Source organism: Desulfoferula mesophila (assembly GCF_037076455.1).
Taxonomy (GTDB): domain Bacteria; phylum Desulfobacterota; class Desulfarculia; order Desulfarculales; family Desulfarculaceae; genus Desulfoferula; species Desulfoferula mesophila.
This window is the reverse complement of sequence record NZ_AP028679.1, coordinates 3,860,991-3,883,399: the sequence shown is the minus strand read 5'-3', so window position 1 is coordinate 3,883,399 and position 22,409 is coordinate 3,860,991. Positions and strand designations below refer to the sequence as shown.

General features: G+C 63.7%; 25 protein-coding genes. All 25 read left to right on the top strand.

Annotated features, from left to right (window positions below; translation table 11 throughout):
• Positions 1-187 precede the first annotated feature (187 nt).
• A complete protein-coding gene (gene secE, locus AACH32_RS17885) occupies positions 188-502 on the top strand; it encodes a preprotein translocase subunit SecE (protein WP_338602544.1) in 315 nt (104 codons plus the stop codon).
• A gap of 8 nt (positions 503-510) precedes the next feature.
• A complete protein-coding gene (gene nusG, locus AACH32_RS17880) occupies positions 511-1,044 on the top strand; it encodes a transcription termination/antitermination protein NusG (RefSeq protein WP_338602541.1) in 534 nt (177 codons plus the stop codon).
• Positions 1,045-1,082: 38 nt separating this feature from the next.
• On the top strand, positions 1,083-1,508 hold the full coding sequence (gene rplK / locus AACH32_RS17875; RefSeq protein WP_338602538.1) for a 50S ribosomal protein L11: 426 nt from the start codon (positions 1,083-1,085) through the stop codon (positions 1,506-1,508).
• Between the two features lie 84 nt (positions 1,509-1,592).
• Positions 1,593-2,300 carry a 50S ribosomal protein L1 gene (gene rplA / locus AACH32_RS17870; RefSeq protein ID WP_338602535.1) on the top strand — a complete coding sequence of 236 codons (708 nt, stop codon included), beginning with the start codon at positions 1,593-1,595 and terminating at the stop codon, positions 2,298-2,300.
• Positions 2,301-2,531: 231 nt separating this feature from the next.
• Positions 2,532-3,056 (top strand): 50S ribosomal protein L10, encoded by a 525-nt coding sequence (rplJ, locus tag AACH32_RS17865; protein WP_338602532.1) that lies wholly within the window; start codon positions 2,532-2,534, stop codon positions 3,054-3,056.
• 72 nt (positions 3,057-3,128) lie between these two features.
• Complete coding sequence (rplL, locus tag AACH32_RS17860) at positions 3,129-3,512, top strand: 50S ribosomal protein L7/L12 (protein WP_338602530.1); 384 nt, start codon at positions 3,129-3,131, stop codon at positions 3,510-3,512.
• A 226-nt stretch (positions 3,513-3,738) separates the two neighbouring features.
• Positions 3,739-7,893 (top strand): DNA-directed RNA polymerase subunit beta, encoded by a 4,155-nt coding sequence (gene rpoB / locus AACH32_RS17855; RefSeq protein ID WP_338602528.1) that lies wholly within the window; start codon positions 3,739-3,741, stop codon positions 7,891-7,893.
• Between the two features lie 12 nt (positions 7,894-7,905).
• Entirely contained in the window at positions 7,906-12,114 is a 4,209-nt protein-coding gene (rpoC, locus tag AACH32_RS17850; RefSeq protein WP_338602526.1) for a DNA-directed RNA polymerase subunit beta', read from the top strand.
• 219 nt (positions 12,115-12,333) lie between these two features.
• Positions 12,334-12,705, top strand: coding sequence for a 30S ribosomal protein S12 (gene rpsL / locus AACH32_RS17845; protein ID WP_338602524.1), 372 nt, complete (start codon positions 12,334-12,336; stop codon positions 12,703-12,705).
• 110 nt (positions 12,706-12,815) lie between these two features.
• A complete protein-coding gene (gene rpsG / locus AACH32_RS17840; RefSeq protein ID WP_338602522.1) occupies positions 12,816-13,286 on the top strand; it encodes a 30S ribosomal protein S7 in 471 nt (156 codons plus the stop codon).
• A 29-nt stretch (positions 13,287-13,315) separates the two neighbouring features.
• On the top strand, positions 13,316-15,424 hold the full coding sequence (gene fusA / locus AACH32_RS17835) for an elongation factor G (RefSeq protein ID WP_338602519.1): 2,109 nt from the start codon (positions 13,316-13,318) through the stop codon (positions 15,422-15,424).
• 26 nt (positions 15,425-15,450) lie between these two features.
• Positions 15,451-16,650, top strand: coding sequence for an elongation factor Tu (gene tuf / locus AACH32_RS17830; protein ID WP_338602517.1), 1,200 nt, complete (start codon positions 15,451-15,453; stop codon positions 16,648-16,650).
• A 70-nt stretch (positions 16,651-16,720) separates the two neighbouring features.
• Positions 16,721-17,029, top strand: a complete 309-nt coding sequence (rpsJ, locus tag AACH32_RS17825; RefSeq protein WP_338606676.1) for a 30S ribosomal protein S10 — start codon at positions 16,721-16,723, stop codon at positions 17,027-17,029.
• Positions 17,030-17,046: 17 nt separating this feature from the next.
• Positions 17,047-17,667, top strand: coding sequence for a 50S ribosomal protein L3 (gene rplC, locus AACH32_RS17820; RefSeq protein ID WP_338602514.1), 621 nt, complete (start codon positions 17,047-17,049; stop codon positions 17,665-17,667).
• Positions 17,668-17,686: 19 nt separating this feature from the next.
• Positions 17,687-18,307, top strand: coding sequence for a 50S ribosomal protein L4 (gene rplD / locus AACH32_RS17815; protein ID WP_338602512.1), 621 nt, complete (start codon positions 17,687-17,689; stop codon positions 18,305-18,307).
• The gene (locus tag AACH32_RS17810; protein ID WP_338602510.1) at positions 18,304-18,594 is read left to right on the top strand and encodes a 50S ribosomal protein L23; all 291 of its coding nucleotides are present in this window, start codon (positions 18,304-18,306) and stop codon (positions 18,592-18,594) included. The genes rplD and AACH32_RS17810 overlap by 4 nt, the downstream gene beginning before the upstream one ends.
• Before the next feature lie 30 nt (positions 18,595-18,624).
• Positions 18,625-19,449: a 50S ribosomal protein L2 gene (gene rplB, locus AACH32_RS17805; protein WP_338602508.1), complete on the top strand. Its 825-nt coding sequence runs from the start codon at positions 18,625-18,627 to the stop codon at positions 19,447-19,449.
• A gap of 12 nt (positions 19,450-19,461) precedes the next feature.
• The gene (gene rpsS, locus AACH32_RS17800) at positions 19,462-19,740 is read left to right on the top strand and encodes a 30S ribosomal protein S19 (RefSeq protein WP_338602506.1); all 279 of its coding nucleotides are present in this window, start codon (positions 19,462-19,464) and stop codon (positions 19,738-19,740) included.
• A gap of 4 nt (positions 19,741-19,744) precedes the next feature.
• Positions 19,745-20,077 (top strand): 50S ribosomal protein L22, encoded by a 333-nt coding sequence (gene rplV, locus AACH32_RS17795; protein ID WP_338602503.1) that lies wholly within the window; start codon positions 19,745-19,747, stop codon positions 20,075-20,077.
• Between the two features lie 16 nt (positions 20,078-20,093).
• Positions 20,094-20,744 (top strand): 30S ribosomal protein S3, encoded by a 651-nt coding sequence (gene rpsC, locus AACH32_RS17790; protein ID WP_338602501.1) that lies wholly within the window; start codon positions 20,094-20,096, stop codon positions 20,742-20,744.
• A gap of 42 nt (positions 20,745-20,786) precedes the next feature.
• Positions 20,787-21,194, top strand: coding sequence for a 50S ribosomal protein L16 (gene rplP, locus AACH32_RS17785; RefSeq protein WP_338602498.1), 408 nt, complete (start codon positions 20,787-20,789; stop codon positions 21,192-21,194).
• 4 nt (positions 21,195-21,198) lie between these two features.
• On the top strand, positions 21,199-21,396 hold the full coding sequence (gene rpmC, locus AACH32_RS17780; protein ID WP_338602495.1) for a 50S ribosomal protein L29: 198 nt from the start codon (positions 21,199-21,201) through the stop codon (positions 21,394-21,396).
• Positions 21,397-21,409: 13 nt separating this feature from the next.
• The gene (gene rpsQ / locus AACH32_RS17775; RefSeq protein ID WP_338602492.1) at positions 21,410-21,673 is read left to right on the top strand and encodes a 30S ribosomal protein S17; all 264 of its coding nucleotides are present in this window, start codon (positions 21,410-21,412) and stop codon (positions 21,671-21,673) included.
• A 25-nt stretch (positions 21,674-21,698) separates the two neighbouring features.
• A complete protein-coding gene (gene rplN / locus AACH32_RS17770) occupies positions 21,699-22,067 on the top strand; it encodes a 50S ribosomal protein L14 (RefSeq protein ID WP_338602490.1) in 369 nt (122 codons plus the stop codon).
• Positions 22,068-22,075: 8 nt separating this feature from the next.
• On the top strand, positions 22,076-22,399 hold the full coding sequence (gene rplX, locus AACH32_RS17765) for a 50S ribosomal protein L24 (RefSeq protein ID WP_338602488.1): 324 nt from the start codon (positions 22,076-22,078) through the stop codon (positions 22,397-22,399).
• The last annotated feature ends 10 nt before the right edge of the window (positions 22,400-22,409 follow it).

Here is a 22,409-nt window from a genome sequence, read left to right as displayed (position 1 = left end):
CCGCACTCTGGGCGGGAGGCGGGTCTCGAGGCGGGAGAGAGTCTAAATAGCGGGCGGCGGGCATTTTGCTCAAGTCCAGTGTAAGTTTATCGCCTTGGGCGGTGCACCCTGCGCCAGGGGTCGCGCGGTCGAAGGCTAATAGTGCTTGTGGCGGGAGAGCCCGCGCGCGCCGCCGGGGAAGTTTTTGATGGCCACAAATAAACCGAAAGCCGAAAAGCCCAAACCCGCCAAGGCTCCCAAGCCGGCCAAGCGGCCGGTCAAGGCGGCCAAGAAGCCCGCGGCCGCCAAGTCCGCCAAGGCGGCCCAGACCGCGGGGCTTTGGACGCGCGCCAGCCAGTTCTTGCGCGAAGTGGTCCAGGAGCTGAAAAGGGTCACCTGGCCCTCGCGCCGCCAGACCCTCTCCACCACCGGAGTGGTCCTGGCTCTGGTCATTTTGGTTGCCGTCTTCCTGGGCGTGGTGGATTTCGCCCTGTCCAGGTTGGTCCGGCTGATAATCGGTTAGGGGGAAACGTGGCCAAGAATTGGTACATCGTCCATACCTACTCAGGGTTTGAAAACAAGGTGCGCGACGCCCTGCTGGAGCGCATCAAAAGCCACGGCCTGACCGACTATTTCGGCCAGGTCCTGGTGCCCATGGAGAAGGTGGTGGAGATGGTCAAGGGCCAGCGCCGCGAGTCGCAGCGCAAGTTCTACCCCGGCTACATCGTGGTGGAGATGGAGATAAACGACGAAACCTGGCACCTGGTCAAGAACACGGCCAAGGTCACGGGCTTCGTGGGGGGCAACGAAACCCGCCCCACCCCCATCACCGAAGAGGAAGTGGCCCGTCTGATGAACCAGATGGCCGAAGGCGCCAAGCAGCCCAAGCCCAAGTACAGCTTCCGCGAGGGCGACGAGGTGCGGGTCATCGACGGCCCCTTCAACAACTTTAACGGCACCGTGGAGGAGGTCTTCCCCGAGAAGGGCAAGCTGAGGGTGCTCATCAGCATCTTCGGCCGGGCCACCCCCGTGGAGTTGGAGTTCGTGCAGGTCTCCAAGATATAGTTCCCGGCCCGGTCGGCCGGTGACAAAGAGGTGATTTCATGGCTAAGAAAGTCGTTGCCAACATAAAGCTGCAAATCCCCGCGGGCAAGGCCAACCCCAGCCCGCCGGTGGGTCCGGCCCTTAGCCCCCACGGGGCCAACATCATGGAGTTCTGCAAGGCTTTCAACGCCCGGACCCAGAACGAGGGCGACACCATCATCCCGGTGGTGATCACCGTCTACGCCGACCGCAGCTTCTCCTTCATCACCAAGACCCCGCCGGCTGCGGTGCTGTTGCGCAAGGCCGCGGGCGTGCCCAAGGGCTCGGGCGTACCCAACCTCGAGAAGGTGGGCAAGATCTCCATGGCCAAGGTCCGCGAGATCGCCGAGCTGAAGATGAAAGACCTGAATACCCGGGACCTGGACCAGGCCGTGCGCACCATCATGGGCACCGCCCGCTCCATGGGCCTGGATGTCATTCGCTAGTCAGCCCCTTATTTATTCGAGCCCGTGGAGGCCCCGGCCGGGCCGCGCGCACACGGCGCTCCGCAACCATGACGGAGACAGATAATGGCCAAGCATGGCAAAAATTTCGCCGCCTCGCGCGGCAAAGTGGAACGCGAGACCCGCTACACCTTCGCCGAGGGCCTGGAAAAGGCCTTGGAGGCCAAGTACGCCAAGTTCGACGAGACGGTGGACGTGGCCGTGCGTCTGGGCGTTGACCCCCGCCACGCCGACCAGATGGTCCGCGGCACGGTGGTGTTGCCCAACGGCACCGGCAAAGAGGTGAAGGTCTTGGTTTTCGCCAAGGGCGAAAAGGAAAAAGAGGCCCTGGACGCGGGCGCCGACTTCGTGGGCAGCGACGAGATCGTGGAAAAGATCACCGGCGGTTGGACCGACTTCGACCGCGCCATCGCCACCCCGGACATGATGGCCACCGTGGGCAAGCTGGGCAAGATCCTGGGCCCCCGCGGCCTGATGCCCAACACCAAGAGCGGCACGGTCACCTTCGATCTGGCCAAGGCCATCCAAGAGGTCAAGGCCGGCAAGATCGAGTTTCGGGTGGACAAGGGCGGCGTGGTCCACGCCCCCATCGGCAAGTCCAGCTTCGGAGCCGAAAAGCTCCTGGTCAACCTCAACGCCCTGATGGACAAACTGGTGCGTATGAAGCCCACCAGCAGCAAGGGCACCTACATCAAGGGCATCACCCTGTCCACCACCATGGGCCCCGGCGTCAAGTTAGACACCGCCGAGACCAAGGCCATGGGCGGCAAATAAGTTTTTTAAGCGGCGGCAAGACCGCCCTGACGCAAATACATAGGTAAACCAAACTGGACCTGTCGCGCGGGATTCAGAGATAGCAGGTGGCCGCCAGAGGCCTTAAGGCTCCTCCCCGGAGCGCCCGCCGAGACCGAAGCTAGGCAGGTGACGCGAAGACGTTTCCGATCCGGTGCCGCGGTTCTGATACCGAGGCCGGTCCAGGCAAACCCGTAAAGGAGGTGGAATCACGTGAACCGCGAGCAAAAAGAAGCCGTCGTCGCCAATGTGAGCGAACGGCTGTCGCGCGCGCGGGCCGTGGTCTTGACCGACTTCCGGGGCCTCAAGGTGGAGCAGATGACCGAACTGCGGCATCAACTCACCGCCAAGGGCCTGGACTACATGGTGGTCAAGAACACGCTGTTGCGCCTGGCCGCTTCCGGCACCCCCACCGAGGCTCTGCTGGAAGGGCTCGAAGGGCCCAACGGAATGGCCGTGGGCTACGACGACCCGGTGGACCTGGCCAAGGTCCTCACCGAGTTCGCCAAGGACAACCCCAAGTTCGAGGTCAAAAAAGGCCTGCTCGAGGGGCATGTCATCGATACGGCCCAGGTAGAGGCCCTGTCCAAGCTGCCCAGCCGCGAAGTGCTGCTGGCCCAGCTCATGGGTACCATGAACGCGGTGCCCCAGGGTCTGGTCACGGTCATGGCCGGCATAGTGCGCAGCCTGTTGAACGTGCTCAAGGCTATTGAGGATCAAAAAGCCGAGGCGGCCTAAGCCCCCGGCGTACAAACGTTTTTTGCGTTGGCCGGCCGCGTGCCGGCACCATGGAAAGGATACGGATAAGTCATGGCAGATATCACCAAAGCGGACGTCATCGAGTTCGTCAAGAATATGTCGGTGTTGGAGCTCAGCGAGCTCGTCAAGGAAATGGAAGAGGTCTTCGGCGTTAGCGCGGCGGCCCCCATGGCCGTGGCGGCCATGCCCGCCGGCGGCGGCGAGGCCGCGGCTGCCGAGGAGCAGACCGAGTTCGACGTGATCCTGGAGTCCGCCGGCGACAAGAAGATCCAGGTGATCAAGGTCGTGCGCGCCATCACCGGCCTGGGCCTCAAGGAGGCCAAGGAGCTGGTGGACGGTGCCCCCAAGGCCGTCAAGGAAGGCGTGGAAAAGGAAGAGGCCGAGAACATCAAGGGCCAGCTGGAAGAAGCCGGCGCCTCGGTGGCGGTCAAGTAAGGACTTCGCGACGATTAGCAAACCACCCCTGCTCCGCGCCCCGGCGTCCGTTTAGGGCCCCGGGGGCGGAGGCGGGTTATATAGGGCGAATCCCGGTGGTTCCGGGCCGTGACCTAGCCGGACACGGCCCCGGGGCCGCCGTGCGTCCGTGGCCCTGGGCCCCAGGCCAAGGCCACGCAAATGTCCCTTTTCCTAGGTTTCGGGCTATGCCCGCCAAGGAGATTTCATGAGCCAGGCGACCAACGGCATTCAACCGGTCCGCAAAAACTTCGGCAAGATCTCCAAGATCGTTGAAATCCCCAACCTCATCGACATGCAGAAGCAATCCTACGAGCGCTTTCTGCAAATGGAGGCTCCCCACGAGCAAAGACGCGACGTGGGATTGCAGGGGGTTTTCAAGAGCGTCTTCCCCATCCGCGACTTTTCCGGTACCTCCTCGCTGGAATTTGTAAGCTATACCTTCGGAGAGGTCAAGTACGATGTGGACGAGTGCCTGGCCCGTGGCATGACCTACGAGGCGCCGCTTAAGCTCACCGTGCGCCTGGTGGTCTACGACATGGACAAGGAGACCGAGACCCAGTCCATCCGCGACATCAAGGAGCAGGAGATCTTCTTCGGCACCTTGCCTTTGATGACCGCCCGGGGGACCTTCATCGTAAACGGCACCGAGCGGGTGGTGGTCAGCCAGTTGCACCGCAGCCCCGGCATCTTCCTGGATCATGACAAGGGCCGCACCCACTCCAGCGGCAAACTGCTCTACTCCGCGCGCATTATTCCCCTCAGGGGTTCGTGGATCGACCTGGAGTTCGATCACAAGGACATCCTCTACGTGCGCATCGACCGCCGCCGCAAGTTCCCGGTCACTCTGCTCCTGAAGGCCCTGGGCTACAGCGCCCAAGAGCTTTTGGACATGATGTACCGCCACGACGTCTACGAGCTGGAGAGCGAAAAGCTCTACCGCAAGGTGCAGCCGGAGATGATGGTGGGCCGCGAGGCCAGCAAGGAGATCAAGGACCCGGAGAACGGCAAGTCCCTGGTCAAGCAAGGCCGCAAACTCACCCGCCGGGCGCTCAAGCGCCTGGAGGAGTGCAAGGTGGGGCGCATCGAGGTGGCCGAGACCGAGTTGGTGGGCCGCTACGCCGCCGCCGACCTGGCCGACCCGGTCACCGGCGAGATGATCACCGGCCTCAACCAGCCCCTCACCGAGGACGCCATCAGCAAGCTGCGCGCCGCCGGGGTCGCCGAGGTGCCGGTGCTGTTCATCGACAATCTCAACGTTTCCAGCAGCTTCCGCGACACCCTGGAGTTGGACAAGGTGGAGGAGACCGACGAGGCCATCGTCGACATCTACCGCAAGCTTCGTCCCTCCAACCCGCCCACCCTGGAGGTGGCCCGCACCTTCTTCCACAACCTTTTCTTCAGCGACGAGCACTACGACCTGAGCGCCGTGGGACGCCTGAAGATGAACCTGCGGCTGGGCCTGGACGTGCCCGAGGACGAGCGCACCTTGCGCCGCGACGACATCATGGCCGCGGTCAAGGAGCTTATCCACCTCAAGGACACCGAGGGCCCGGTGGACGACATCGACCACCTGGGCAACCGCCGGGTGCGCGCCGTGGGCGAGCTGCTGGAAAACCAGTACCGCATCGGCCTGGTGCGCATGGAGCGGGCCATCAAGGAGCGCATGAGCCTGCAGGAGATCGAGGCGCTGATGCCCCATGATCTCATCAACTCCAAGCCGGTCAGCGCGGTGGTCAAGGAGTTCTTCGGCACCAGCCAGCTCAGCCAGTTCATGGACCAGAACAACCCCCTGAGCGAGGTGACCCACAAGCGCCGCCTCAGCGCCCTGGGCCCCGGCGGCCTCACCCGCGAGCGGGCCGGCTTCGAGGTGCGCGACGTGCACTCCACCCACTACGGCCGCATCTGCCCCATCGAGACGCCGGAAGGTCCCAACATCGGTCTGATCGTGAGCTTGTCCACCTACGCCCGGGTCAACGACTACGGCTTCATCGAGACTCCCTACCGCACCGCGGGCGGGGGCAAGGTGAACAAGGAGGTCAAGTTCCTCTCGGCCCTGGAAGAGGGCAACCACGCCATCGCCCAGGCCAACGCCCCCCTGGACGCCAAGGGGCGTTTCGTCAATGACATCATCAACGCCCGCCGCGAGGGCGAGCCCATCATGGTGGGCCCCGATGAGGTGGAGTACATGGACGTCAGCCCCAACCAGCTGGTGTCGGTGGCCGCCTCCATGGTTCCCTTCCTGGAAAACGACGACGCCAACCGCGCGCTGATGGGCTCCAACATGCAGCGCCAGGCGGTGCCCCTGCTCCGGACCGACGCCCCCCTGGTGGGCACGGGCATGGAGCCGGTGGTGGCCCGCGACAGCGGGGTGTGCGTGGTGGCCGAGGCCGACGGCGTGATCAACGACGTGGACGCCGGGCGCATCGTGGTGCGCTACGACGAGCCGCTGACCGCCGAAGCCCACAGCCAGGTGAAGATCTACAAGCTCATCAAGTTCCGCCGCAGCAACCAGAACACCTGCACCAGCCAGAAGCCCATCGTCTACAGGGGGCAGAGGGTGGTCAAAGGCCAGATCCTGGCCGACGGCCCGGCGGTTGACCAGGGCGAGCTGGCCCTGGGCCAGAACATCATGGTGGCCTTCATGAGCTGGGGCGGCTACAACTACGAGGACTCCATCCTCATCTCCGAGCGCATCGTCAAGGACGACATCTTCACCTCGGTGCATATCGAGGAGTTCGAGACGGTGGCCCGCGACACCAAGCTGGGCAAGGAAGAGATCACCCGCGACATCCCCAACGTGGGCGAGGAGGCCCTCAAGAACCTGGACGAAAGCGGCATCATCCGCATCGGAGCGGAGATCAACGCCGGCGACATCCTGGTGGGCAAGATCACCCCCAAGGGCGAGACCCAGCTGAGCCCCGAGGAAAAACTGCTTCGGGCCATCTTCGGCGAGAAGGCCGGCGACGTCAAAGACACCAGCCTCAGGGTTCCCCCCGGGGTGGAGGGCATCGTCATCGACGCCCGGGTGTTCTCGCGCAAGGGCATCGAAAAGGACGAGCGGGCCCAGTCCATCGAGGACGAGGAGGTGAGCCGCCTCATCAAGGACCAGAACGACGAGGTGCACATCATCCACCGCAACGCCTTGGACGAGTTGCAGCGCCTGGTCAAGGGCCAGTCCCTGGCCGCGCCCGTCAAGGACGACAAGGGCAAGGTGGTGCTCAAAAAGGGCGAGGTCGACCCGGAACAGCTCCGGGGAGTGCCGCTCAAGTTCCTGAGGGACATGGAGTTGGCCGGAGTCAGCGAAAAGGTGCAGCGCGACCTGGAGCGGCTCCTCGACGGCTACCTTGAGCAGGTGGACATGATCCGCAGCGCCACCGAGGAAAAGATCAGCCGCCTGCGCAAGGGCGACGAGCTGCCTCCGGGGGTCATCAAGATGGTCAAGGTCTACGTGGCCATGAAGCGCAAGCTCTCGGTGGGCGACAAGATGGCCGGCCGCCACGGCAACAAGGGCGTGGTCAGCCGCATCCTGCCCGAGGAGGACATGCCCCACTTCGCCGACGGCACCCCGGTGGACCTGGTCCTGAACCCCCTGGGCGTGCCCAGCCGCATGAACGTGGGCCAGGTTCTGGAAACCCACCTGGGGTGGGCCTCCAAGGAGCTGGGCTACCGGGTGCGCGAGCTGGTGGAGGCCCTGGGCGCCAACCGCGAAAAGACCAAGAAGGCCCGGGTCAAGGATATCAAGGATCTTTTGACCAAGGTCTACTCCAAGGACGAGTACAACCAGGTCACCGCGGGCCTGGACGACGACGGGATCATGGCCCTGGGCAAGGAGCTGAGCTACGGCGTGCCCATGGCCACCCCGGTGTTCGACGGCGCCAGCGAGGACGAGATTCGCCAACTGCTGAACCTGGCCGGAGTGCACGACACCGGCCAGTCCTGGCTCATCGACGGCCGCACCGGCGACACCTTCGACCGCGAGGTCACGGTGGGCATCATGTATATGCTCAAACTCCACCACCTGGTGGACGACAAGATACACGCGCGCTCCATCGGCCCCTACTCCCTGGTTACCCAGCAGCCCCTGGGCGGCAAGGCCCAGTTCGGCGGCCAGCGCCTGGGCGAGATGGAGGTTTGGGCCATGGAAGCCTACGGTGCGGCCTACTCCCTGCAGGAGTTCCTCACCGTCAAGAGCGACGACGTGGCGGGCCGCACCCGCATGTACGAAAAGATAGTCAAGGGCGAGAACAATCTTGAGGCCGGGCTTCCCGAAAGCTTCAACGTTCTGGTCAAGGAGCTGCAGGCCCTTTGCCTGGACATGGAGCTCATCGAGAAAAAAGAACTGACCACGGCCCTAGACTAAAGGAGATATCCCTTGGAAGATCTCTACAGCTACTTCGCCAAGCCCAAAGACCCCCTGAGCTTCGACGCCGTCCAGATTTCCCTGGCCAGCCCGGAGAAGATCAGCGCCTGGTCTTTCGGCGAGGTTAAAAAGCCCGAGACCATCAACTACCGCACCTTCAAGCCGGAACGGGACGGCCTGTTCTGCGCCAAGATATTCGGCCCCACCAAGGACTACGAGTGCAACTGCGGCAAGTACAAGCGCATGAAGCACCGCGGGGTGGTGTGCGAAAAGTGCGGCGTCGAGGTCATTCAATCCAAGGTGCGCCGCGAACGCATGGGCCATATCGACCTGGCCAGCAGCGTGGCCCACATCTGGTTCCTCAAGTCCCTGCCTTCCAAGGTGGGCAACCTGTTGGACCTGACCCTCAAGGAGCTGGAAAAGGTCCTGTACTTCGAGTCCTACATCATGCTCGACGAGGGTGAGAGCGGGGTAGCCAAGGGCACCATGCTGCCCGAGGACAAGTACCGCCAGCTCATCGAGGAGTTCGGCAGCCGATTCAGGGCCGGCATCGGCGCCGAGGCGGTCAAGGAGATGCTCTCCGAGCTGGACCTGGACAAGCTGTGGGACGAGCTCAGGGTCGAGATGATGGAGACCGCCAGCGAGGCCAAGCGCAAGAAGCTCTCCAAGCGGCTCAAGGTCATCGACGCCTTCAAGAACTCGATCAACAACCCCGAGTGGATGATCATGGACATCATCCCGGTGCTGCCCCCGGACCTCAGGCCCCTGGTGCCCCTGGACGGCGGCCGTTTCGCCACCAGCGACCTGAACGATCTGTACCGCCGGGTGATCAACCGCAACAACCGCCTGCGCCGCCTCAACGAGCTGGCCGCGCCGGACATCATCATCCGCAACGAAAAGCGCATGTTGCAAGAGGCGGTGGACGTTCTGTTCGACAACGGCCGCCGGGGCAAGACCATCACCGGCCCCAACAAGCGCCCGCTCAAGAGCCTGAGCGACATGCTCAAGGGCAAGCAGGGCCGCTTCCGCCAGAACCTGTTGGGCAAGCGCGTGGACTACTCCGGCCGTTCGGTCATCGTCATCGGCCCGGATCTCAGGCTGCACCAGTGCGGCCTGCCCAAGAAGATGGCCCTGGAGCTGTTCAAGCCCTTCATCTACAACCGCTTGGAGGTAAAGGGCCTGGTCACCACCATCAAGGGCGCCAAGAAGATGGTGGAGCGCGAGACCGCGGAGGTGTGGGACACCCTGAGCGAGGTGGTGCGCGAATACCCGGTGCTACTCAACCGCGCCCCCACCCTGCACCGGCTGGGCATCCAGGCCTTTGAGCCGCTGTTGGTGGAAGGCAAGGCCATCCAGCTTCACCCGCTGGTGTGCCAGGCCTACAACGCCGACTTCGACGGCGACCAGATGGCGGTGCACATTCCCCTGAGCATCGAGGCCCAGATCGAGGCCCGGGTGCTCATGATGAGCACCAACAACATCCTGAGCCCGGCCAACGGCCAGCCCATCATCGTGCCCAACCAGGACATCGTGCTGGGCCTGTACTACATGACCCGCGAGCGTCCCCTGGTCCAGGGCGAGGGCAAGATCTTCTCCGACGAGGCCGAGGTGATCATGGCCTACGACGCCGGCGCGGTGAGCCTGCACGCGGCCATCGAGGTTCGCATAGGCGGCCAGCGGATGCGCACCACGGTGGGGCGGGTGATCCTGTCTCAGGTGCTCCCCGAGGAGCTGGGCTTTGACGCGGTGAACCTGGTCATGGACAAAAAGGCGCTCAAGGAGCTGGTGGGCAAGTGCTACCGCACCGCGGGCACCAAGGCCACGGTCATCCTTTCCGACCGCCTCAAGGACATGGGCTACAAGTTCGCCACCAAGAGCGGGCTGAGCATCTGCGTGGCCGACATGGTGATCCCCCACCGCAAGCAGGAGATCATCGACCAGGCCATGGCCGAGGTGCAGGAGATCGAGAAGCAGTACAAGGACGGCATCATCACCGACGGCGAGAAGTACAACAAGGCCGTGGACATCTGGGCCAAGGCCACCGAGGACGTGGCCGCGGAGATGATGGATGAGATCTCCACCGACGTGGTTTCCTCGCCCGAGGGCCAGGAGGTCACCACCGACAGCTTCAACCCCATCTACATGATGGCCGACTCCGGGGCCCGTGGCTCCAAGGACCAGATGAAGCAGCTGGCGGGCATGCGCGGCCTGATGGCCAAGCCCTCCGGCGAGATCATCGAGACCCCCATCACCGCCAACTTCCGCGAGGGGCTGACGGTGTTGCAGTACTTCAGCTCCACCCACGGCGCCCGCAAGGGCCTGGCCGACACGGCGCTCAAGACCGCCAACAGCGGTTATCTGACCCGCCGCTTGGTGGACGTGAGCCAGGACGCCATCGTCACCGAGATCGACTGCGGCACCATCGACGGCATCGAGGTGGAGGCCCTGCGCGAGGGCGGCGAGGTGATCCAGCGGGTGGGCGAGCGCGTCTTGGGACGCACCGCCTTGCGCGACATCACCGACCCCCTCACCGACGAGGTCTTGATCAAGGCCGGCGACGAGATCGACGAAACCGGCGTGGCCATGCTGGAAGAGGCGGGCGTGGAAAAGGTGGACATCCGCTCGGTGCTCACCTGCGAATCCCGCCGGGGCGTGTGCTCCAAGTGCTACGGCCGCGACCTGGCCCACTCCAAGCCCGTGGACGTGGGCGAGGCGGTGGGCATCATCGCCGCCCAGAGCATCGGCGAGCCCGGCACCCAGCTGACCATGCGCACCTTCCACATCGGCGGCGCCGCGGCCAAGGCCGTGGAGCAGTCCCGCGTGGAGGCGCGCTATCCGGGCAACGTGAAATACATCAACCTGTCCACCGTGGAGAGCGAAGAAGGCTACCGGGTGGTGATGAACCGCAACGGTGAGCTGGCCATCATGGGCGAGGGCGGCCGCGAGCGCGAGCGCTACAAGATCCCCTACGGCGCGCGCCTGAACTACGGCGACGGCGACAGGGTGTCGGCAGGGGACATGGTGGCCCAGTGGGACCCCTACACCAGCCCCATCCTCACCGACGTCAACGGCGAGGTCAAATTCGGCGACATCTTGGAGAACGTGACCATGACCGAGCGCTTCGACCCGGTCACCGGCCGTTCCACCAAGGTCACCGTGGAGTCCAAGAACCAGGATCTCAGGCCCCGCATCTCCATCAAGATGCCCGGCACCTCCAAGACCACCGACCTGGGCGGCGGCCGCGGCGACGCCCGTTACCTGTTGCCCGTGGGCGCCATCATCATGGTGGCCGAGGAGCAGACGGTAAAGGCCGGCGACGTGCTGGCCCGCATCCCGCGCGAAACCACCAAGACCAAGGACATCACCGGCGGTCTGCCCCGCGTGGCCGAGCTGTTCGAGGTGCGCAAGCCCAAGGAGTGCGCGGTCATCACCGAGATCGACGGCGTGGTGGGCTTCGGCAAGCAGACCAAGGGCAAGCGCAAGGTCACCGTCACCCCCGAGGTGGGCGAGGAACGCGAATACCTCATCCCCAAGGGCAAGCACGTCACGGTGCACGAGGGCGACTTCGTGCGGGCCGGCGAGCCCCTCATGGACGGCTCCATCAACCCGCACGATATCCTTAGAGCCCGTGATATCAAGGCCTTGGCCCGCTACCTGGTGGACGAGGTGCAGGAGGTCTACCGCCTGCAGGGCGTGAAGATCAACGACAAGCACATCGAGGTGATCGTGCGCCAGATGCTTCGGCGGGTGCGGGTGACCGACCCCGGCGAGAGCAACTTCCTGTTGGGCGACCAGGTGGAGAAGTGGCGTTTCGAGACCGAAAACCAGCGCCTGATCACCGAGAACCTGCGCCCGGCCTCGGCCGAGCCCATGCTCTTGGGCATCACCAAGGCCAGCCTGTCCACCGACAGCTTCATCAGCGCGGCCAGCTTCCAGGAGACCACCAAGGTGCTCACCGAAGCGGCCATCGCCGGCAAGGTGGACGAGCTCAAGGGATTGAAAGAAAACGTGATTATGGGTCGCTTGGTGCCCGCGGGCACCGGCTTGCCCCAGTACCGCGACATATTCATTCCCCATGCCGAGGCGCCGCCGTCTGAGATGGGCGTGGCCCGTTTCACCGACGACGAGGTCCTGAACTCGCTTAGCGAAGAGAGCGGCGGGACCGGCGTGGAGGCTACCCTGGTGCCCCGAGAGATCAGCGACGGCGAGGTCGCCGGCTAAGGCCGGCGAAATCGCCACTATGCCTCTTGACAGCAGGCGGCAGTCAGGGTAGATATAGGAATTCCATTGACTGGCCCCCTAACCAGTTGCCCTCACACGGGGCAAAGAGGGGGCGAACGTGCTTTAATCGGGTTCTAGGAACCCAAAACAGGCGAGGTCGGGCGATGCCCGGCCAGGGTTTAACCGCCCGTAGCTAATAGTTGATTTGGAGGCGAGGCTTTGCCGACCATCAACCAGCTCGTGCGCAAGGGGCGCGAGCAGCAGCGCAAAAAGAAGACTACGCCCGCGTTGCAGAATTGCCCCCAGAAGCGCGGTGTTTGCATCCGCGTTTACACCACCACCCCCAAGAAGCCCAACTCGGCGCTTCGTAAGGTGGCCAGGGTGAGGCTGACCAACGGCATCGAGGTGTCCAGCTACATCCCCGGTGAGGGGCACAACCTGCAGGAGCACTCGGTGGTGCTTATCCGCGGAGGCCGCGTAAAGGACCTTCCCGGTGTGCGCTACCACATCATCCGCGGCACCTTGGACGCGGTGGGCGTGGCGGATCGGCGTCAAGGCCGTTCCAAATACGGCGCCAAGCGTCCCAAGTAAGTTAGCTGGTGAATTCCCCGCGTTTGGCGGGGAGCGGCGATGCCCCTTGCGATTACTGAGGGGCATCTGTCGTAAGGGCAGAAAGTAACGGAGCAAGCTGGTAGGAGCCCATGCCCAGGAGACGTGAAGTTCCCAAGCGGGTGATCATTCCCGACCCCCGCTATGGCAGCCAGAAGCTGGCCCGGTTCATAAACAAGCTCATGCTGAAGGGCAAAAAGTCCACGGCGGAGCGGATTATGTACGGAGCCATGGATATTATCGCCGATCGGACTAGCGAGGATCCTCTGAAGTTGTTCGAGAAGGCCTTGGACAACGCCCGCCCCATGGTCGAGGTGAAGTCCCGCCGGGTTGGCGGCTCCACCTATCAGGTGCCCGTGGAGATCCGGCCGGAGCGGCGTCAGGCCTTGGCCATGCGCTGGCTGATCAACTATTCGCGCGCCCGCGGCGAGAAGACCATGGCCGAGCGACTGGCCTTCGAGTTGATGGACGCGGCTAGCGGCCGCGGCACGACCGTGAAGAAGAAAGAAGACACCCACCGCATGGCCGAGGCCAACAAGGCCTTTGCCCATTACCGCTGGTAAGCGGCGGAGCCGGAAAGAGGAAATTTCAGGTGGCACGCACCGTTCCCATAACCCGCCAACGCAACCTGGGCCTGATGGCCCACATCGATGCGGGCAAGACCACAACCACCGAGCGCATCCTGTTTTACACCGGGGTGAGCCATCGGCTGGGAGAGGTGCACGACGGTCAGGCCGTGATGGACTGGATGGCCCAGGAACAAGAACGGGGCATCACCATTACCAGCGCCGCCACAACCTGTTTCTGGAAGGACCACCGCATCAACATCATCGACACCCCCGGCCACGTGGACTTCACCATCGAGGTGGAGCGCAGCCTGAGGGTTTTGGATGGTGTTATCGCGGTGTTCTGCGCGGTGGGCGGAGTGCAGCCCCAGTCCGAGACGGTGTGGCGCCAAGCCGACCGCTACGGGGTGCCCCGCATAGCCTTTATAAATAAGATGGACCGCGTGGGCGCCGACTGGCGCCGTTGCGTGGAGATGATCCACACCCGCCTGGGCGCCCGCCCGCTGCCTTTGCAATTGCCCATGGGCGAGGGCGAAAACTTCGGCGGCGTGGTGGATCTTATCACCGGCGAGGCCCTGACCTGGGACGAAGCTTCCCAGGGCATGACCGTCAATCGCGGTCCGGTCCCCGCCGAGCTGGCCGAAGAGTATCAGACCCTGCGCACCGAGCTCATCGACACGGTGTGCGAGTTTGACGACGAATTGATGGAGCGCTACCTGGAAGGCGAAGAGCTTTCCCCGGCCGAGATCGCCGCCGCCCTGCGCAAGGGCGTATTGGCCTCGGCGGTGGTGCCCGTGCTCATGGGCTCGGCCTTTAAGAACAAGGGCATCCAGCCCCTGTTGGACTCGGTCATCGCCTATCTGCCTTCGCCCACCGAGGTCAAGGCCATCGTGGGCCAGGACCCCCAGGGCGAGCCCAGCGAGCGCCCGGCCGACGACGACGCCCCCTTCGCCGCCCTGGCCTTCAAGCTGATGAGCGACCCCTACGTGGGTCACCTGACCTTCCTGCGGGTCTACTCCGGCCGCCTCAACAGCGGCGACAGCGTGCTCAACGCCAACAAGGACAAGCGCGAGAGGGTGGGCCGCCTGCTGAAGATGCACGCCAACCAGCGTGAGGAGATCAGCGAGGTGGGCGCCGGCGACATCGTAGCCGTGGTGGGCCTCAAAAACGTGGCCACCGGCGACACCCTGTGCGACTCCAACCACCCCGTGGTCCTGGAGAGCCTGTTCGTGCCCGAGCCGGTGGTGGCCGTGGCCATCAAGCCCGCTTCCCAGCCCATGGTGGAGAAGCTGGGCCTGGCCCTCAAGCGCCTGGCCGACGAGGACCCCAGCTTCCGGGTGGACTACGACAACGAGACCAATCAGACCGTTATCCGGGGTATGGGCGAGCTGCACCTGGAAATCATCGTGGACCGCCTCCTCAGGGAGTTCAAGGTGGCCGCCGAGGTGGGCGCCCCCCAGGTGGCCTACCGCGAGTCCATCACCCGCGAGGCCGAGGCCGAGGGCCGCTATGTGAAGCAGAGCGGCGGCCGGGGCCAGTACGGTCACGTGAAGCTGCGCATCTCCCCGGCCGAGGCGGGCAGCGGCGTTATCTTCACCGAGAAGATCGTGGGCGGCACGGTGCCCAAGGAGTACTTCACGGCCATCGAACGCGGCATCCGCGAGGCTTGCCAAAAGGGCGTTCTGGCCGGCTTCCCCCTGGAAGACGTGGAAGTGACCCTGTACGACGGTTCCTACCACGAGGTGGACTCCAACGAACGCGCCTTCATGATCGCGGCCTCCATGGGCCTCAAGGCGGCGGCGGCCAAGGCCGGCGCCCAACTCAAGGAGCCCATCATGAAGCTGGAGATCACCACCCCCGAGGAGTACATGGGCGACGTTATGGGCGACCTGAGCTCCCGCCGGGGCCGGGTGGCCTCCATGGAGTCGCGTCCCGGGGTGCAGGTTGTAAACGCCACCGCGCCTCTGGCCGGAATGTTCGGCTATGCCGGAGACTTGCGTTCGGCCACCCAGGGCCGGGCCACTTTTAGCATGGAATTTTCTCACTACGACCCGGTGCCCGCTTCCATGGCCCAAGAGGTCATCGAACGGGCGCGCGAAGAACGCGAGGCCCGGCAACGCGGCCTGGCGGCTTGAAGAGCCGATTAGGAGGATAAGGGATCATGGCCAAGGCAAAGTTTGAGCGCAACAAGCCGCATTGTAACGTTGGCACGATTGGTCACATCGACCACGGCAAGACCACGTTGACGGCCGCGATTACCAAGTGCCTTTCCACCCGTGGGGCGGCCGACTTCGTGGCCTTCGACGAGATCGACAAGGCCCCGGAAGAGCGCGAGCGCGGCATCACCATCGCCACGGCGCACGTGGAGTACGAGACGGAGAACCGTCACTACGCTCACGTGGACTGCCCTGGCCACGCTGACTATATCAAGAACATGATCACCGGCGCGGCGCAGATGGACGGCGCGATCCTGGTGGTCGGCGCGGACGACGGCCCGATGCCCCAGACCCGCGAGCACATTCTTCTGGCTCGCCAGGTGGGCGTGCCGGCGATCGTGGTGTTCTTGAACAAGACGGACATGGTCGACGACGAGGAGCTCATCGAGCTGGTGGAGCTTGAGCTTCGCGAGCTTCTGGACAAGTACGAGTTCCCTGGCGACGACACCCCGATCGTCAAGGGCAGCGCCCTCAAAGCCCTTAACTGCGGCTGCGGCAAGGACGACTGCCCGGACTGCGCCCCGATCTTCGAGCTGATGAAGGCGGTGGACGAGTTCGTGCCCCAGCCCAAGCGCGAGATTGACCTTCCGTTCCTGATGCCCATCGAGGACGTTTTCTCGATTTCGGGCCGCGGCACGGTGGTGACCGGTCGTATCGAGCGCGGTCAGGTCAAGATCGGCGACGAAGTCGAGATCGTGGGCATCAAGGACACGATCAAGACGGTGTGCACCGGGGTTGAGATGTTCCGCAAGATCCTGGACTCTGGCGAGGCGGGCGACAACATCGGCGCGCTGCTGCGCGGCGTGAAGCGCGATGACGTGGAGCGCGGCCAGGTTTTGGCCAAGCCGGGCTCCATCAAGCCGCACACCCGCTTCAAGGCCGAGGTTTACGTGCTGAGCAAGGAGGAGGGTGGCCGTCACACTCCTTTCTTCAACGGCTATCGCCCCCAGTTCTACTTCCGGACCACCGACGTGACCGGAGTGGTGGAGCTTCCCGAGGGTGTGGAGATGGTGATGCCCGGTGACAACGTGGCCATCGAGGCCAACCTGATCACCCCGATCGCCATGGAAAAAGAGCTTCGCTTTGCCATCCGCGAGGGCGGCCGTACCGTCGGCGCCGGCGTGGTCAGCGAAATCATCGAGTAAGCGAGTAGGGAGACACTTAGTCCGCCGCAAGGGCGCGCGAGATAGAGTTAGCCGAGGAGTTGGCCTCATGATCCAGAACCAGAAGATCCGCATTAGGCTCAAGGCCTACGATCATAAGCTGTTGGACCAGTCCGCGGCCGAGATCGTGGAGACCGCGCGCCGCACCGGGGCCAAGGTGGCCGGGCCTATCCCGCTGCCCACGGTGATAAACAAGTTCTGCGTACTGCGTTCCCCGCACATCGACAAGAAGAGCCGGGAGCAGTTCGAGATCCGCACCCACAAGCGCCTGCTTGACATCTTGGAGCCCACCCAGCAAACGGTGGACGCCCTGATGAAGCTGGACTTGAGCGCCGGTGTGGATGTGGAAATCAAGCTGTAAGCGTCGCGAGGCGACTCATGCTCAAGGGATTGATAGGAAAAAAGATCGGGATGACCCGCCTGTTCCTCAACGAGGGCGTGGCGGTTCCCGTAACGGTGCTCCAGGTGGGGCCCTGCACCGTGGTGCAGGTCAAGACCTCGGACAAAGAGAGTTATAACGCCCTGCAACTGGGCTTCGGCGAAAAGAAAGCCGCGCGGGTGAGCAAGCCCGCCACCGGTCATTTCGCCAAGGCCGGGGTTGACCCCAAGGCGGTTCTCAAGGAGTTCAAGGTCGACGACACCGCCGAGTTCGAGGTGGGTCAGGAAATCACCGCCGAGCTGTTCACCCGCGGCGACAAGGTCAACGTGACCGGTCGCACCAAGGGTCGCGGCTTCTCCGGCGTTGTCAAGCGCCACGGTTTCAGCGGCGGTCGCAAGACCCACGGTTGCACCACCCACGACCTTCCCGGCTCCATCGGCCAGAGCGCCGATCCCGCCCGGGTGGTCAAGGGACGGCGCATGCCGGGCCGCTACGGCTTCGAGCGCATGCAGGTCCGCAACCTGGCGGTGGTGGACGTTCGCCCCGAAGAGAACCTGGTCCTGGTAAAGGGCGCCGTGCCCGGAGCCAAGGGCGGCATCGTCTTCATCGAGAAGGCTTAAGCACACTTAGGTGATTTAAATGCCTACGTTGGATGTAATAGACCGCAATAATCAAAAGGTCGGCCAGGTCGAGCTGTCCGAGGCCGTCTTTGGGGCCGAAGTCAAGCCGCACCTGCTGCACGAAGTGGTGGTTTGGCAGCTGGCCAAGCGCCGCGCCGGCACCGCCTGCACCAAAATCCGCAAGGAAGTCCGCGGCGGTGGCCGCAAGCCCTGGCGGCAAAAGGGCACCGGCCGGGCCCGCTCGGGCTCCCGGCGCAGCCCCCTGTGGCGTGGCGGCGGCACCATCTTCGGGCCCAAGCCCCGCGACTACAACTACACCGTGCCCAAGAAGGTCAAGAAGGCCGCCCTGCGTTCGGCCCTGTCCAGCAAGCTGGGCGAGGAAAAGCTGACCGTGCTCAAGGGCTTCGACCTGGAGTCCATCAAGACCAAGGACTTCGTGGCCGTTTTGAGCAACCTGTCCACCTCCGATTGCCTGGTGGTGATCCCCACCGCCGACGACATGGTGGAAAAAAGCGGGCGCAACGTGCCCAAGGTGAAGGTGCTCAGGGCCGAGGGGCTAAACGTCTACGACATCCTCAAATACGACCGGCTTCTGCTGCTCGAGGGCGCGGTGGCCGGCATCGAGGAGGCCCTGTCGTGAAAAATCTTAGGGAAGTCATCCGCCGGCCTCTGGTCACCGAAAAGGGGACCATCGTCAAGGAACTGGGCAACCAGCTTCTCTTCGAGGTCGACAAGCGGGCCACCAAGGTGGAGATTCGCCAGGCGGTGGAGCAGCTCTTCGAGGTCAAGGTGCTCAAGGTGCGTACCACCAGCTGCACCGGTAAAAACAAGCGCATGGGCAAGATTATGGGCCGGCGCAGCGACTGGAAGAAGGCCTACGTCACCCTGGCCCCCGGCCACAGCGTGGAGTTCTTCGAGGGGGCGTAAAAGCCCTTCAGCCGAGAGAGGACCTGGACCATGGCCATTAAGAAATATAAACCGACTACGCCGGGGCGGCGTTTCAGGACTTACCTGGACCGCGGGGAAGTAACCCGGACCGAACCGGAAAAGAGCTTGTTGGAGCCCATCCGCAAAACCGGCGGGCGCAACAACTACGGGCGGGTCACCTCCCGTCACCGGGGCGGCGGGCACAAGCGGCGTTATCGGCGCATCGATTTCAAGCGGGATAAGTTCGGCGTGCCGGCCAAGGTGGCCAGCATCGAGTACGATCCCAACCGCAGCTCCAACATCGCCCTGCTGCATTATCTGGACGGCGAGAAGCGCTACATCCTGGCCCCCAAGGGCCTGACCGTGGGCACCATGGTGGTCAGCGGCGACAAGGCCGACATCGTGCCGGGCAACGCCATGCCCCTGGTCAACATCCCCTTGGGTACCCACGTGCACAACGTGGAGCTCAAGATCGGAGCCGGCGGCCAGATCGTGCGTTCGGCCGGCACCTACGCCCAGCTCATGGCCAAGGAAAGCGGTTACGCCACCTTGAAGCTGCCTTCGGGCGAGATGCGCCGGGTGCACGTTAACTGCCGCGCCACCATCGGCGAGGTGGGCAACGAGCAGCATGACAATTTCAACTGGGGCAAAGCCGGCCGCACCCGTTGGTTGGGCAAGCGGCCCAAGGTTCGCGGCGTGGCCATGAACCCGGTGGACCACCCCATGGGCGGCGGCGAGGGCCGCAGCAGCGGTGGTCGCCACCCCTGCAGCCCCTGGGGCCAGCCGTCCAAGGGCTACCGCACCCGCAAGAAGAAGCCTTCGGACAACTTCATCGTCCGCCGGCGTTATCAGTAGTAGGAGCCAGCCATGTCGCGTAGCCTTAAAAAAGGTCCCTTCGTGGACGGACATCTGGCCGAGAAGGTCGAGCAAACCCAGTCCTCGGGCAGCCGCAAGGTCATCAAGACCTGGAGCCGTCGCTCCACCATTATGCCCGACTTCGTGGGGCTCACCTTCGCGGTGCACAACGGCAAAAAGTTCATCCCGGTGTTCGTGACCGAGAACATGGTGGGGCACAAGTTGGGCGAGTTCTCTCCCTCCCGCACCTACTATGGTCACGCCTCGGACAAGAAGGGTAAGAAGAGGTAGGCCCATGGAAGCTGTGGCCAAAGCCAAATTCGTGCGCATCTCCCCCCGCAAGGCCCGCCTGGTGGCCGACGCGGTGCGGGGAATGAAGGTGGGCGAGGCGCTTAACAAGCTTAAGTTCACGCCCAAAAAAGCGGCCGGTCTGTTCAGCAAGGTGATCAGCTCCGCGGTGGCCAACGCCACCAACGACAGCAACGTGGACGCCGACAACCTCTACATCAAAAAAGCCTTCGTGGACGGCGGCCCCACCCTCAAGCGTTGGCGCCCCCGGGCCATGGGCCGGGCCTACATTATTCGCAAGCGGACCAGCCACATTACCGTGGTGCTGGACGAGCGCTAGGCAAGGAGAGCTGGTTTTGGGTCAGAAGGTACATCCGGTCGGATTCAGGCTGGGCATCAACCGCACCTGGGATTCCCGTTGGTTCGCCAACAAGGACTACGCGGCCCTGGTCTACGAGGACTGGCAGATCCGCAACTTCCTTAAGAAGAAGTTGGCGCACGCCGGCGTCAGCCGCATCGAGATCGAGCGGGCGGCCGACAAGGCCAGGGTGCGCATCCACACCGCGCGCCCGGGCATCGTCATCGGCAAGAAGGGCTCGGAGATCGAGTCGCTCAAGCGCGAGCTGGAGAAACTGGTCAAGCGCGACGTGATGGTCGACATCCACGAGGTGCGCAAGCCCGAGATCGACGCCCAACTGGTGGCCGAGAACGTGGCGGGCCAGCTGCTTCGGCGCATCGCCTTCCGCCGGGCCATGAAGCGGGCGGTCATGAGCGCCATGAAGTTCGGCGCCCAGGGCATCCGCATCCAGTGCGCCGGCCGTTTGGGCGGCGCGGAGATGGCGCGGCGCGAGTGGTACCGCGAGGGCCGGGTGCCCTTGCACACCCTGCGGGCGGACATCGACGTCGGCTTCACCCAGGCGCAGACCACCTACGGCATCATCGGGGTGCAGGTGTTGGTGTTCAAGGGCGAGGTCCTCGACGACAGCCAACGCGAACTAAACGCCTAGGGCGCGTCGCGGCTCAGGTTCTAAGGAAAGGCATAGCAGACAATGCTGGCGCCAAAGAGAGTAAGACATCGCAAAGTCCAAAAAGGGCGTATGCGCGGCATGGCCCAAAAGGGCAACCGGGTGAGCTTCGGCCAGTTCGGGCTGCAGGCCCTGGACCGGGGGTGGATGGACAACCACCAGATCGAGTCCGGCCGTATCGCCATCACCCGCCACATCAAGCGCGGCGGGCAGGTGTTCATCCGGGTGTTCCCCGACAAGCCCTTTACCTCCAAGCCGGCGGAAACCCGCATGGGTAAGGGCAAAGGCGCTCCCGAGGGATGGGTGGCGGTCATCCGTCCCGGGCGCATGATCTTTGAAATCGACGGTGTGACCCGCGAGGTCGCCCTGGAGGCCCTGAGGTTGGCCAGCCACAAGCTGCCCTTCAAGTGCCGGATAGTTGAGAGGAGCTGACGCCATGAAGGCCACTGAGCTCACGGAACTCTCGCAGGAGGAACTGGCCCAGAAGCTGGAGGATTTACGGCAAGAGCTGTTCAACCTCAAATTCCAGCATTCGACCGGTCAGTTGGAAAACCCCATGCGGGTTAAACAGACCAAAAAAGACATCGCCAGGGTGCTGACCTTTATCAATCAGCGCCAGGCCCAGGCTCTTTAGGGAGTAGGATTCCATGGCCGACAAGGAACGCGGAAACTCCAAGGCTTTGGCCGGGGTGGTGGTAAGCGACAAGATGGACAAGACGGTGGTGGTCCAGGTGGAACGCCTGGTGAAGCACCCCGTCTATAGGAAATACGTGCGCCGCCGGGCCAAGTTCATGGCCCACGACGAGAGCAACGATTGCCGGGTGGGCGACACCGTGCTTATTCGCCAGAGCCGCCCCTTGAGCCGTCATAAACGTTGGCGCGTCAGCAAGGTGCTGGAGAGGGTGGCCTAAGGGCCCCTGCTAGGAGCAATTCGCCATGATCCAGCCTGAAACGAATCTACTGGCCGCCGACAACAGCGGCGCCAAGAGGCTCTACTGCATCAAGGTGTTGGGCGGTTCCAAGCGCCGCTATGCCTCGGTGGGCGACATCATCGTGGTTTCGGTGAAGGAAGCCCTGCCCAACTCCAAGGTGAAAAAGGGCGACGTTATGAAAGCGGTGGTGGTGCGTACGGCCAAGGAAGTACACCGGCCCGACGGCACCTTCATCAAGTTCGACGACAACTCCGCGGTCCTGATCAACCAGGCCCGCGAGCCCATCGGAACCCGTATTTTCGGACCGGTGGCCAGGGAACTCAGGGCGAAGAACTTCATGAAGATCGTCTCCCTGGCTCCCGAGGTCCTGTAGGTTTGGCCATGAAGCAAAAGTTCAGCGTCAAAAAGGACGACAAGGTCCTGGTGATAGCCGGCCGCGAAAAGGGCAAAGTGGGCAAGGTGCTCAAGGTTATCCCGGACAAGGACCGGGCGGTGGTGGAAAAGGTCAACATGATCAAGCGCCACACCCGTCCCGGACAGAGCAGCCAGGGCGGCATCCTGGAGCGGGAAGCCCCGCTCGACCTGAGCAACCTGGCCCTGTTGTGCCCCAAGTGCAACCAACCGGTGCGCGGGGGCCGCAAGGAACTGGAAAACGGAAAGTCCGCCCGCTTTTGTAGAAAGTGCGGCGAGTTCATGGATAACTAGGCGCGCTGCC